Source organism: Pantoea sp. B9002 (assembly GCF_013385945.1).
In the GTDB taxonomy this organism is placed as follows: Bacteria; Pseudomonadota; Gammaproteobacteria; order Enterobacterales; family Enterobacteriaceae; genus Pantoea.
The window spans coordinates 78,986-91,672 of sequence record NZ_JACAPA010000022.1 but is presented as its reverse complement, the minus strand read 5'-3'; the positions used below and the strand labels follow the sequence as shown (position 1 = coordinate 91,672).

General features: G+C 56.6%; 13 protein-coding genes. 7 read left to right on the top strand and 6 right to left on the bottom strand.

The genetic code is table 11. The features are described from left to right. Nucleotides 1-197 precede the first annotated feature (197 nt). Nucleotides 198-1,589 carry an amino acid permease gene (locus tag HX773_RS13435; protein ID WP_176971913.1) on the top strand — a complete coding sequence of 464 codons (1,392 nt, stop codon included), beginning with the start codon at nucleotides 198-200 and terminating at the stop codon, nucleotides 1,587-1,589. On the opposite strand, the gene HX773_RS13430 is transcribed toward HX773_RS13435, so the two are convergent. Beyond that, entirely contained in the window at nucleotides 1,586-1,999 is a 414-nt protein-coding gene (locus HX773_RS13430; RefSeq protein WP_008106403.1) for a hypothetical protein, read from the bottom strand. The two genes, HX773_RS13435 and HX773_RS13430, sit on opposite strands and share 4 nt — an antisense overlap. Before the next feature lie 176 nt (nucleotides 2,000-2,175). Here HX773_RS13430 and rstA point away from each other — a divergent pair, with 176 nt between their 5' ends. The 5 genes from rstA to HX773_RS13405 all read left to right on the top strand — a co-directional run bounded on the left by rstA (nucleotide 2,176) and on the right by HX773_RS13405 (nucleotide 7,434). Further along, nucleotides 2,176-2,901 carry a two-component system response regulator RstA gene (gene rstA / locus HX773_RS13425; RefSeq protein ID WP_176971912.1) on the top strand — a complete coding sequence of 242 codons (726 nt, stop codon included), beginning with the start codon at nucleotides 2,176-2,178 and terminating at the stop codon, nucleotides 2,899-2,901. Next, complete coding sequence (rstB, locus tag HX773_RS13420; protein WP_176971911.1) at nucleotides 2,898-4,208, top strand: two-component system sensor histidine kinase RstB; 1,311 nt, start codon at nucleotides 2,898-2,900, stop codon at nucleotides 4,206-4,208. Before rstA ends, rstB begins: the two co-directional genes overlap by 4 nt. A 12-nt stretch (nucleotides 4,209-4,220) precedes the next feature. Then, nucleotides 4,221-5,708 (top strand): carboxypeptidase M32, encoded by a 1,488-nt coding sequence (locus tag HX773_RS13415; RefSeq protein WP_176971910.1) that lies wholly within the window; start codon nucleotides 4,221-4,223, stop codon nucleotides 5,706-5,708. 170 nt (nucleotides 5,709-5,878) lie between these two features. Then, the gene (gene asr / locus HX773_RS13410) at nucleotides 5,879-6,349 is read left to right on the top strand and encodes an acid resistance repetitive basic protein Asr (RefSeq protein WP_176971909.1); all 471 of its coding nucleotides are present in this window, start codon (nucleotides 5,879-5,881) and stop codon (nucleotides 6,347-6,349) included. Between the two features lie 278 nt (nucleotides 6,350-6,627). Continuing rightward, entirely contained in the window at nucleotides 6,628-7,434 is an 807-nt protein-coding gene (locus HX773_RS13405) for a serine protease (RefSeq protein ID WP_176971908.1), read from the top strand. Nucleotides 7,435-7,491: 57 nt separating this feature from the next. Here HX773_RS13405 and HX773_RS13400 read toward each other — a convergent pair whose 3' ends face one another. From HX773_RS13400 to HX773_RS13390, 3 genes are all read right to left on the bottom strand, one after another. Then, nucleotides 7,492-8,286: an SDR family NAD(P)-dependent oxidoreductase gene (locus HX773_RS13400; protein WP_176971907.1), complete on the bottom strand. Its 795-nt coding sequence runs from the start codon at nucleotides 8,284-8,286 to the stop codon at nucleotides 7,492-7,494. 79 nt (nucleotides 8,287-8,365) lie between these two features. Further along, nucleotides 8,366-9,535, bottom strand: a complete 1,170-nt coding sequence (locus HX773_RS13395) for an MFS transporter (RefSeq protein ID WP_176971906.1) — start codon at nucleotides 9,533-9,535, stop codon at nucleotides 8,366-8,368. Next, complete coding sequence (locus HX773_RS13390; RefSeq protein ID WP_176971905.1) at nucleotides 9,532-10,677, bottom strand: serine hydrolase; 1,146 nt, start codon at nucleotides 10,675-10,677, stop codon at nucleotides 9,532-9,534. The genes HX773_RS13395 and HX773_RS13390 overlap by 4 nt, the downstream gene beginning before the upstream one ends. Nucleotides 10,678-10,790: 113 nt before the next feature. Between HX773_RS13390 and HX773_RS13385 the strand changes: the two genes are divergently transcribed. Next, nucleotides 10,791-11,696 carry a LysR family transcriptional regulator gene (locus HX773_RS13385; RefSeq protein ID WP_176971904.1) on the top strand — a complete coding sequence of 302 codons (906 nt, stop codon included), beginning with the start codon at nucleotides 10,791-10,793 and terminating at the stop codon, nucleotides 11,694-11,696. Here the strand turns inward: HX773_RS13385 and HX773_RS13380 are convergent. Both HX773_RS13380 and HX773_RS13375 read right to left on the bottom strand, forming a co-directional pair. Continuing rightward, nucleotides 11,669-12,253: an AAA family ATPase gene (locus HX773_RS13380; protein WP_176971903.1), complete on the bottom strand. Its 585-nt coding sequence runs from the start codon at nucleotides 12,251-12,253 to the stop codon at nucleotides 11,669-11,671. The two genes, HX773_RS13385 and HX773_RS13380, sit on opposite strands and share 28 nt — an antisense overlap. Continuing rightward, on the bottom strand, nucleotides 12,250-12,687 hold the full coding sequence (locus HX773_RS13375) for a PTS sugar transporter subunit IIA (RefSeq protein WP_176971902.1): 438 nt from the start codon (nucleotides 12,685-12,687) through the stop codon (nucleotides 12,250-12,252). The genes HX773_RS13380 and HX773_RS13375 overlap by 4 nt, the downstream gene beginning before the upstream one ends.

Genomic DNA, 12,687 nt, shown 5'->3' with positions numbered 1-12,687 from the left:
CTTTTCAAAATCTCCTTCATACTAACTGCATAATCTGTGCGCAGATTTGCATAGTCTTGCATTGCCTTCCCCGTTTGCACTCCGTAAAATCTGCCGCCTGTTTTTAGGGGATTCCGTTTCAAAGTTGGCTCATTGCCACGCGACACTCCAGCGGAATCGTCACCACCCAGCATACTCTGCTGTTTAGGATGGGCGTTTTGGATAAAAAATTAGGTCTTAGTGCGCTCACCGCGTTGGTACTCAGCTCTATGCTGGGCGCTGGCGTGTTCAGCCTGCCGCAAAATATGGCGGCGGTTGCCGGCCCGGCGGCATTGCTGATCGGCTGGCTCATCACCGGCGTTGGCATCATCTTCCTGTCGCTCGCCATGCTGTTACTGACGCGGCTGAAACCGGAGTTGGATGGCGGCATCTTTACCTATGCGCGCGCCGGCTTTGGCGAGCTGATGGGCTTCTGCTCGGCGTGGGGATATTGGCTGTGCGCGGTAATCGCCAACGTCTCTTATCTGGTGATCGTCTTCTCGGCGCTGAGTTTCTTTACCGACACGCCGGATCGCGTGGTGTTTGGTGATGGTAATACGTGGCAGGCGATGCTCGGCGCGTCGGTGCTGCTGTGGCTGGTGCATTGTCTGGTGCTGCGCGGGGTGCAAACTGCGGCCAGCATTAATCTGCTGGCGACCTTAGGCAAATTGGTGCCGCTGCTGCTGTTTGTCGTGCTGGCGCTGCTGGCGTTCAACTACGATCGCTTCCGCTTTGATTTCAGCGGCGTCGAGCTTGGTCAGCCGCTGTGGCAGCAAGTGAAGCAAACCATGCTGATCACCTTGTGGGTGTTTATTGGTGTGGAAGGCGCGGTGGTGGTTTCTGCGCGTGCACGTAATAAGCAGGATGTCGGACGCGCCACGCTGATGGCGGTGCTGGCCGCGCTGCTGGTCTATTTGCTGGTCACGCTGCTGTCGTTAGGCGTGATTCCGCGTGCCGAACTGGCGCAGATGCGCAATCCTTCTATGGCCGGTTTGATGAAGCATTTGCTCGGTCATTGGGGCGATGCGGTGATTGCGGTCGGATTGATTATTTCGGTGTGCGGCGCTTATCTGAGCTGGACGATTATGGCCGCTGAAGTGCCGTTCCTCGCCGCACAACAAGGTGCCTTCCCGCGCAGCATCGCGCGTCAGAACCGCCACAACTCCCCTTCGGCCTCGTTATGGCTGACCAACGGCAGCGTGCAGGTTTGCCTGATTTTGATCGCCTTAACCGGCGCGGATTACAACACGCTGCTGACCATCGCTTCAGAGATGATTTTGGTGCCCTATCTGCTGGTGGGTCTGTATCTGATAAAGGTGGTGCGCGGGCAGAACAAACCCTGGGCGATGTTTACCGGCGTCGGTGCCAGCGCCTACGGCATTTGGCTGCTGTATGCGTCGGGTCCTTTGCATCTGCTGCTCTCTGTTGTGCTCTATGCGCCTGGATTGCTGCTGTTCCTGTTTGCACGACGCGGCGGCCGTGGCGACAAAGTGTTGTCACAGCTGGAGCGCATCGCGATTGTGTTGTTGATTGCGGCGTCACTGCCCGCATTGTGGCAGCTAACGAATTAGTGCGGCTGGACGGGAATAGAAACGCACAGCAGGTCATCCTGCTGTGTCAGATTGAGCGGCTTACGGTATTCCTGATGAATAGCGTCAAGCTGCTCCGCTGACAGCGGATACGGCAGCTGAATATCAAAGCGGCTGATGTGTTGTTGCTCGGCTAAGGTGATTAAGCGCGCGATATTAATCTCGTCGCTCACCTGCGTTGAAATGATTTGTAATGCTAATTCTTTCAGATGATCGTCGCTGGCCTGAAGGTTGTGCGCCGATTTACGCGTCACCATGCCAAAAATCGGCATCACGCCATAAATGGCATCGACAAAACTCCAGCGTTTTTTGCAGGAAGCGGAGAGAAAATCACTGTAATTGAAGCAGATGCGATCACTGTATCCGGCTGAAGCCAGCTCTTTATCAGACACCCTCGCACTCCTCCTGTTTTTCGTTACGGTTCCGAACCTTGCGCTACAACGCGCCGCTAATAATGGCACATTTCACGGTATACATACCAGTAACGCAGGGATATTTCGTGCGGTAGCGTAGAGCTCAGGACCAGGAAAAGCTATGCTGCTGAGATTCTCATCCGTCACAGTGAATTATGAACAAAATCGTCTATGTGGAAGATGAGCCAGAAGTGGGCGAACTGATCGCCGCTTACCTTGGCCGCCACGATATTGAAGTTATTGTTGAAACGCGCGGTGACCGCGCCGAAGCCACCATCGCCCTGCACGATCCCGATTTAGTGATGCTGGACATCATGTTACCCGGCAAAGATGGCATGACATTGTGCCGCGATCTGCGTGCCAGCTGGCAAGGTCCGATTGTCTTGCTCACTTCGCTCGACAGCGACATGAACCACATTCTGTCGCTGGAAATGGGCGCTAACGATTACATTCTCAAAACCACGCCGCCGGCGGTGTTGCTGGCGCGTCTGCGTCTGCATCTGCGTCAGGCGCATGTCGGTCAGCCGGAAGTGACGCCCGCCCTGCAAAGCTCACAGCGCGTGCTGCGTTTTGGCTCACTGACCATCGACTCGCTCAATCGTCAGGTGACGCTGTTTGAGGAGAATATTGTGCTGTCCACCGCCGATTTCGATCTGCTGTGGGAACTGGCAAATCACGCCGGACAGATCCTCAATCGCGATGCGCTGCTGAAAACCCTGCGCGGCGTAACCTACGATGGCATGGATCGCAGCATTGATGTGGCGATTTCTCGCCTGCGTAAAAAATTGTACGACAGCGCCACCGAGCCGTTCCGCATTAAAACCATCCGTAACAAAGGCTATCTGTTCGCGCCGCAGGCCTGGGATACCCGTTCCGCATGAGAAAGCTCTTTATTCAGTTCTATTTGCTGCTGTTCGTCTGTTTTCTGGTGATGACACTGCTGGTTGGGCTGGTGTACAAATTCACCGCCGAACGCGCCGGACGCCAGTCGATGAACGATTTAATGGCGAGTTCGCTGTTCTTGATGCGCAGCGAACTGCGTGAGATCCCCCCGCGCGACTGGAGCAAAACCATTCGCAGCCTCGATCTCGATTTGTCGTTTGATCTGAATATTGAGCCGATGAGCAAATATCAGCTGGGTGACGCGGATATGAAGCGCCTGCGCGCCGGCGAAATCGTGGCGATTGACGATCAGTACACCTTCTTACAGCATATTCCGCGCAGTCATTACGTACTTTCCGTCGGCCCGATTCCTTACCTTTTCTATCTGCATCAGATGCGCATTCTCGACATTGCGCTGCTGGCGTTTATCGGTATGTCGCTGGCGCTGCCGGTATTTATCTGGCTGCGTCCGCACTGGCAAGAGATGCAGCGGCTGGAGAAAGCCGCGCAGCGTTTTGGTCGTGGCGAACTCGACGTGCGCACCCATTTTGAAAGCACGTCCAGCCTGCACAGTCTTGGCGTGGCGTTTAATCAGATGGCGGAGAACATCAACACGCTGGTTGCCAGCAAGAAACAGCTGATTGACGGCATTGCGCACGAGTTGCGTACGCCGCTGGTGCGGCTGCGTTACCGGCTGGAGATGAGCGATAACCTCACCGCAGCGGAATCCGCCGCGCTGAACCGCGATGTGGGTCAGCTGGAGAGTTTGATTGAGGAGTTGCTGACGTATGCGCGCCTCGATCGCCCACGCGTTGATCTTCATCTGCAATCCTTCGATCTGGCGCAATGGCTGCGTGTACACATTGAAGACGTGCAAACCATGAACCCGCAGACGCAGATTGCGCTGGATATCCCGCAGCTGGAGAACGTCGGCAGCGCCGATACGCGCCTGATGGAGCGCGTGCTGGATAATCTGGTGAATAACGCCCTGCGCTACGCGCAACAGCGCCTGCGCGTCAGCTTATGGTTTGATGGCGCGCTGGGCTGTTTGCAGGTGGAAGACGACGGTCCGGGCATTCCGCAGGAAGAGCGCGCCCGCGTGTTCGAGCCTTTTGTACGCCTCGATCCAAGCCGCGATCGCGCCACCGGCGGTTGTGGTTTGGGTCTGGCGATCGTGCACTCTATTGCGCTGGCCATGCAGGGAAATGTCTCCATTGAAAGCAGCCCGCTCGGCGGCGCCAGCGTTCGCTTTTGCTGGCCGGTTGATCTACCCTTGCGGGACATTGCGTCACGCTTACCGTCATAAGGAGCTTTTTACGTGACTTCAGCTTATCAAGAACTTAGCCGCACTTTTCAGCGTCTCTCCCGCTTTGGCCATTTAGGCGCTATTGCCGGTGTCGATATGCAAACCACTATGCCGCCGGGCGGCAGCCAGGCACGCGGTGAAGCGATGGCCGAACTGAGCGTGTTCATGCACGAAGTGCTAACCGATAAACGCCTCGGCGGGCTGTTTGATGCCGCACAGCAGGAATCGCTGAATGATGTCGAGCAAGTTAACCTGAGCGAGATGCAGCGCGCCTGGCAACAAGCGACGCTGCTGCCTGCGTCACTGGTGGAAGCCAAGTCGCTGGCCGGTTCGCGCTGTGAACACGCCTGGCGTCAACAGCGTCCGGCGAACGACTGGCAAGGTTTCTCAGCCAATCTGAAAGAAGTGGTTAAGCTGAGTCGTCAAGAGGCGCAACTGCGTGCTGATGCGCTCGGCGTATCGCGCTACGACGCGCTGCTGGATGTGTTTGAACCGGGCATGACCAGCGCGCAGCTGGATCAAACCTTTGGCGATTTGAAAAGCTGGCTGCCCGACCTGCTACAAAAAGCCGTGGCGAAGCAGCAGCAAACCCCGATCGCGCAGCCGGTGGGGCCGTTCGCTATCGAATCGCAGAAACAGCTCGGCCTGAGCGTGATGAAAACGCTGGGCTTCGATTTCAATCACGGCCGTTTAGATGTGAGTGCGCACCCGTTCTGTGGCGGCGTGCCGGAAGATGTGCGCATTACTACGCGTTACAACGAGAACGACTTCCTCAGCGCCATGATGGGCGTGATCCATGAAACCGGTCATGCGCGTTACGAGCAGAATCTGCCAAAACAGTGGCGCGGTCAGCCGGTGGCGCAGGCGCGTTCTACCGCAATTCATGAGTCGCAAAGCCTGTTTATGGAGATGCAGCTGGGGCGCAGTAAAGCCTTCCTGCAGCATATTCATCCGCAGGTGGTAGCGCTAATGGGCGATCAGCCTGCGCTGGAGTTAAACAACTTTATCCGTCAGACGCAGCGCGTGAAGCCGGGCTTTATTCGCGTCGATGCCGATGAGTTAAGCTATCCGGCACACGTGATTTTACGTTACGAGATCGAGCGCGCGCTGATTGAGGGCGAGATTGAGGTTGATGATATCCCGGCGCTGTGGGACGAGAAGATGCAGCAATCGTTGGGCATTGATACACGCGGTAATTATCGCGATGGCTGCATGCAGGATATTCACTGGACTGACGGCGCGTTTGGCTATTTCCCAACCTACACCTTGGGCGCGATGTACGCAGCCCAGCTATTCCAGGCGGTGAAACGTGCGATTCCACAGGTTGAGACGCTGATCCAGCAAGGTGAGTTGCAGCCGGTGTTCGACTGGTTACAGCAGAACATCTGGCAGCACGGTAGCCGTTTCCCGACGCAGCAGTTGCTGATCAATGCCACTGGTGAAGCGCTGAATCCGCACTATTTCCGTCAGCACCTTGAACAACGTTATCTGTCTGAGTAAACTGCGCGGCGGCCGATGCGGCCGCCCTTTTCACTTCCTTTACGCCGCTTTGTACAATCCGTTACACGCCGATACCAATGCCTCACGGAAAGCCTGAATTGTTTTTCATATAGTGTTTTCACCGGCCCCGCAGTGGGCTACACATGAAAAAATAGTTCGAGGATTTTGCAATGAAAAAATTATTTGCACTGGTGATCGCCGCTGCTATGGGTATGTCTTCTGTTGCTTTCGCTGCTGAGACTACAGCTGCTCCTGCAACGCCAGCCACTACTGCAGCGCCAGCGAAACACAAAGCAGTACATCATAAGAAACCCGCTGCTCAGAAAGCGCAGGCTGCTAAGAAACACAAGAAAGTAGAGAAGAAAGCGCCAGCTGCACAGAAAGCTCAGGCCGCTAAAAAGCATCACAAAAAAGCAACCAAGCCAGCTGCACAGAAAGCCCAGGCTGCTAAAAAGCATCACAAAGCAACCAAGCCAGCTGCACAGAAAGCCCAGGCTGCTAAAAAGCACCACAAAGCAACCAAGCCAGCTGCACAGAAAGCTCAGGCTGCTAAAAAGCACCACAAAAAAGTAACTAAACCAGCTGCGCAGAAAGCTCAGGCTGCTAAAAAGCATCACAAAGTGAAAAAAGCAGCTAAATAAGATCGCCTTTAGCGCCAACACCGTATTGATGATTGAAAACACCCGGTTATGCCGGGTGTTTATTTACTGGAGTAGCGAAAAATGGTGCGTCGCTATCGCTTCGAAATTATTCTGATTGTGATGATCCTCTGTGGCATAGTTGCAGCCAGCTTTTTTATCTAGTCGTTGTAGCGTGCTGATTACTCCAATATTTCTCCCTTTTTCACCGCTCACCGACTATAGTTATCGCTCAAGCGTGATGACAACAACTTCTACTTATTCTCGCCATTGAGAGAACTATGCGCCTGGCTATCCTGTTACTCGTTGGTCTTTTCAGTTTTAACCACACAGCACATGCCGATGATGAAGATGGGCCAAGCCCGGAAGACATCAAAACGTTGTTCTTTGGCAAAGATCACCGCCAGGCGATTAGCGACGTGAGCGCCGCGCCCTGGGATGCCATCGGTCAGTTAGAGACCGAAAGCGGTAACCTCTGCACTGCCACCCTGATTTCTGCTCATCTGGCGTTGACCGCTGGACACTGTTTATTGGCTCCGCCCGGCAAGTTTGATAAGCCGGTGGCGCTGCGTTTTATGGCCAGCGCGAAAGGCTGGCGCTACGAGATTCATGATATTGATGCGCGCGTTGAACCCTCTTTAGCGCGCCGGTTGCAGGCAGACGGCGAAGGCTGGATCGTGCCGCCGGGAGCCGCACCCTACGATTATGGGCTGGTTATTTTGCATAATCCGCCATCCGGGATTGTGCCGATTCCACTGTTTGAGGGTTCGCGTAGCGATTTAACCGCCGCGTTGAAAACCACGCAACGTAAAGTGACGCAAGCTGGATATCCGGCCGATCATCTGGATACGCTCTATTCGCACAGTGATTGTTTAGTGACCGGTTGGGCGCAGCGTGCAGTGTTGTCGCATCAGTGCGATACCTTGCCGGGCGACAGCGGTTCGCCGCTGCTGTTGAAGAACGGTGATGAGTGGCAGTTGATTGCGGTACAGAGTTCGGCACCCGCGCCGGCCGATCGTTACCGTGCCGATAACCGCGCGATTGCGGTGCCGTCCTTTAAAGATAGGCTGGAAGAGTTAGCACAATAACCCGCCCTATGGCGTAGGGTCGCCATTCATGGCGACCTGGTCAATCACCGCACCCGACTAAACAATATCATCCACCACGCCGCCATCGACGCGCAGCGCGGCACCGGACGTAGCCGACGCCTGTTTGGAGCATACATACACCACCATATTCGCCACCTCTTCAACCGTGGCGGCGCGCTGGATCACCGAACTTGGCCGCTGCGCCATCACAAACTCTTTCGCCAGCTCTTCCAGCGGCTTACCGGTACGCTTCACCTCATCTTGCATCATCGCGGCAAAGCCATCAGAGAGCGTTGGGCCTGGCAACACGCTGTTCACCGTCACGCCGCTGCCCGCCACCACTTTCGCCAGACCGCGCGCCAGCGACAGCTGCGCCGTTTTGCTCACGCCGTAATGCAGCATATCGGCGGGAATGTTCAAGGCTGATTCAGAGGAGATAAACACCACGCGGCCCCAACCACGCTTCACCATCTCCGGCAATAAAGCCCGCGACAGACGCACGCCAGACATCACGTTAGTTTGCCAATAGGCATCCCAGGTTTCGTCATCCACCTGATAGAAATCCTGCGGACCGTAAATCCCGGCGTTATTCACCAGAATATCGATCGGCGGCAAGCCGTTGAGCAGTTGCTTAACGCCCTGCGCACTGCCGAGATCGGCGATAAAGGTGTGAATTTTGGCACCCGCCACTACGCCGTTAAGCTTCTCCCGCGCACGACTCACCGATGCTTCGCTGCGGCCGTTCAGCACCACTTCCGCCCCGCTGGCCGCCAGACCTTGTGCAATGGCAAAACCGATGCCGCCAGTTGATGCGGTGACTAAGGCTGTTTTTCCGTGTAAATCAATATTCATTTAGCTTTCCTCTGTGAGCATATTCACAAAAGCCTGGTTGATGCCGCCGGATATGCATTGACAAATCATGCGGTTATTATCACGACAAAGGATTAACGCTGGCCTGCACCCCGCGCTGACCTGACCACCAGGCAATGCCCAACGCCATGAACAACAACAGCAATAACACCGGGGCAAAACTGCCGATTCCGAGATTTTGCAGTAACACGCCACCGAGCATGCCGCCGCCAGCCATCGCCAGATTCCACACCGTGACCAGCATCGATTGCGCGACATCGGTCGCGGCACCGGCGCGATTCACCATGGCGGTTTGCAACAGCGTCGCCGCCCCACCAAACGCCAATCCCCACAATGCCACCGCCAGCCACACCAGCGGCACGCTCGCCGCATTCAGTTGCAGCAATAACGCAGCCACCATGAAAAGGCCGATGCTGATTAGCGTGAGCGGCTGTAAAAATCGGTCGACGAATATACCGGTGATAACGATGCTGACCAGCGAGCAGAAGCCAAACAGCAGCAGTATCGCATCAGTTCGCGCCATCAAGCCCGCAGGTTGCAGGAAAGGTGAGATATAGGTGTATAGAATGTTGTGCGCCAGCACGATGCCCAGCACCAGTAACAATACGCTGCGCACGCCGGGTAAACGCAACACCGCACGCAGTGGCCTACGTTGCTGCGCCGATGGTCCCGGCTGCTCCGGTGCGGTCAGACGCAGCACCAGCATCAACAGCAGTGACAACGCACTGAGCGCCATAAAACTCTCGCGCCAGCCGATGGCATTCCCGACGAAAGTCCCAAGCGGCACGCCGATGGAGAGCGCCAGCGGCGTGCCGGCCATTGCAATGGCAATGGCTTTGCCCTTTTGCTGCGCAGGTGCCATCGCTGCCGCGTAGCCCGCCAGCAGTGCCCAGAGTACGCCTGCGGCTGCACCGGCAATCGCGCGCGCCACCAGCAGCAAGGTGTAATCACGGGCAAAGGCCGTCACCAGATTCGCCACGGTAAAACCGGCCAGCGTAAACAACAATAAACGGCGGCGGCGCATCCCTTGCAATAGCGTCATCAGCGGGATGGCGGCCAGAAAGGAGCCCACCGCATAGGCAGTGATGCTCTGCCCAGCCGCCGCGGCTGAAATGGCAAAATCCTGTGCCATCGGCGTCAATAATCCGGCGGGAAGCGCTTCGGTAACAATGGTGACAAACGCCGCCAGGCTTAGCGCCAGCAACGGAATCAACGGTAAGCGCTCTCTCATTGTTCCTCCCACAAACCCTGATACACCGCGTCACGCAGATCATTAACAAACGCGCCTGACATGCCTTCATACAGCGTGTTGCTCAAGGCGACGACGCTCAACTGCTTAAGCGGATCGACAAACCACGCGTGCCCGTATGCGCCGCCCCAACGCCAGGTACCGATCGATTCTGGCGAAGCGGCGAGAACAGGGTCGCGCAATACTGAGAAGCCAAGACCAAAACCGACGCCCGGTGAATCTGGAATCTCATGTGCACCAATTTGATCGCGCGCCATCTCCGCCACCCAGGCCGACGGCAGCAGTGTGCCGCCGCCCGTGCGCAGGGTTTCCAGCAGGCGCATCACATCGCTGGTGGTTCCGACCATTCCCGCGCCACCGGAAGGAAATGCCTGGCGATCATAAACGCGTGAGGGATTAAAGCGGATGCCGACGGTGCCTTCGAACGGTGCAACACATTCGCCTTCGCGTAGCGCATGAGGCTGCGGATAATCGTTCACATACGCGGTGGCTACGTTCTGTTCTGGCGATAAGAAAAAGTCCGTGGCGCCCATCGCCAGCGGCCCAGTGACCAGCGCCCGCACCGACTGATCCAGTGGCTGTTGCTGCACCTTTTCAATCAGCGCACCCACCACGTCAATCGCCAGCGAATAACACCATGCTGAACCTGGCGCAAACAGCAAAGGCACCGAACCGATACGCTGCACATTTTCCGCCAGCGTCAAATCAGATCTGTCCATGCCATCCGACACGCCCGCTCGCGCATACGGACCGTCGTCACTCTCCTCCAGAAAACGATAGCCAAGCCCGGCGCAGTGACTTAGCAACTGACGCAAGCTAATGGTTGCCGCACTGCCGTCTGCCAGCGTCGGCTTAAAGCCGGGCAGCCAGCGCTGCACATCTTCATCCAGCTGCAGCTCGCCTTGCGCCACCAGCACCATTGCGGCGGTGGAGACGATCAGTTTGCTCACCGACGCGAGACGGAAACGCTCCCCTTTCGCCATCGGACGCTGATTTTCCCGATCGGCCCATCCCGCCGCCTGGTGATAAATTATCTCACCGCGCTGCGCGACCATCACCTCGACCCCGACCAAACGCTGCTGGTCCAGCGCCTGCTGCATCACCGTCTGAAGTAAACCCTGCATGCTTTTCTCTCCTCAATCATGAATGACATCACAGTAGCCACTTCTCAATTACGGAAAAAGCGGGGTATATTTCTCGACTTAACGGACAATATTGTCCGCAATGGCGGAATCATATGGACAGTCTGAACGGGTTTGTAGTGTTCGTGCAGGTCGCTGAAACCCGCAGCTTTGTTGCTGCCGGGCGTCATTTGGGGATCTCTGCTTCTGCGGTGGGGAAAAGTGTGGCGCGGCTGGAGGAGAAACTCGGTGTCAGGCTGTTTCACCGCAGCACACGTAGCATCACGCTTACCGCCGAAGGCTCCCTTTTCCTGCAGCGCAGTCGCCGCATTTTGGCGGAGATTGAGGCTGCCGAAAGCGAATTGTCACAGGCCGCTGGGCGGCCAAGTGGGCGTTTGAAACTGAGTCTGCCGATTGTAGGTTCGCTGATCTTGCCGGTATTAGGCGATTTTATGCGGGCATATCCGGAGATTCAGCTCGACCTGGATTTCAGCGATCGCGTGGTAGATGTGATTGCCGAAGGGTATGACGCAGTGATGCGCGGCGGTCCGCCAACGGATTCACGGCTGTCGGCGCGTAAACTGGGCTATGCCTACTCTGTGGCAGTCGCATCGCCGGACTATCTGGCCCGGCATGGTGAACCCAAAACGCCTGAAGCGTTGACTCAGCACGCTTGTTTGCACTATCGCTTCAACACCACGGGCAAGCTTGAGCGCTGGGTGCTGCGCGGCTACGAAGATGAACAGGAACTGACGCTACCCACTACCATGATTTGTAACAACATTGAAACCCGCGTCTGCTTTGCGATGCGTGGCTTAGGCATCGCCATGCTGCCGGATTTCTCTATTCGTGAGGCACTGGCACAAGGCACGCTGCGTGAAGTATTGAGCGACTTCGCCTGCCACCGTAATGTATTCCATTTGTTGTGGCCCGCCAGTAAATATCCGTCGCCAAAAGTACGTGCGCTGATCGACTTTCTCAGCGCACGCGTTTTTCAACCCGATGCCGATAAAGCCGGTTGAGCGCTGATCGGCAGCCGCAGTTGGCGCTGCAACCAGGCGCAGGCTGCCGCCTGGTCCGGATTGCGTGCGTTAAGCTGCAACACCGGACCCAGCGCCATCGGCTGGGCGGTTTCCGCTAACTTGCGCAGTTCAGGCAGATACTCCGCGCCCGGATGTCCCGGCATGCGATCGGTTAAACGTGCCTGATAACGCGCCACCGCCTCATCCGGCGTGATCGCCAGCCACAGCTCCAGCACCCGCGTCACGCCCGCCTGCTGCAATCCCTGCTGCAACACCTCTTTCGGCTGGAAGCCAAACCAGGCATCGATGACATAGATGCAACGCGTCGGCGCTTGCGCCACCACTTGCCAGATCGCCTGATACGCCGCACAGCCTAACTGGCGATTGCGCAGGCGATCCACCGGCGCAAAGTTGGCCATAAACGGCTCTTTCAGACTATCCAGCGTCAGCACCGGAAAACCGAACTGCTCAGCCAACGCGCGCGTCAGAGTGCTTTTGCCGGAAGCCGGAATGCCGTTCACCAGCACCACCATCTTCTCTTCAGTGTCGGTTGTCATAGGATTTCTATCACCTCCGCCGCACTGCTGGCGTTGCGCAAGCGCACCAGCGTCTCCTCATCCTCCAGCAGCGTGACAATCGCGCGGATGCCCTCTTCAATGTGGGCGTTGCTGTCACGCGCACCGAACATAATCACGATGTCGGCTTTGTCGCTGCCGTCGAATGAGATCGGCTCATCCAACACAATCATGCTGAAACAATCTTTCAGCACGCCGGTTTCCGGCCGCGCATGGGGAATAGCGATACCCTCCTCAAACACATAATAGGCACCGTGTTCCAGCGTGTTAGCAATCACCGCTTCCGGATAGCTGGCTTTGATGTAACCCCCGCTGACCAGCGGTTGTGCCGCCAGCGCGATCACCTCGCGCCAATCCCTGGCGCTGATCCCCACCTGAATCGCACTTGCCTCCTGCAGCAGCTGTTTAATACTCAT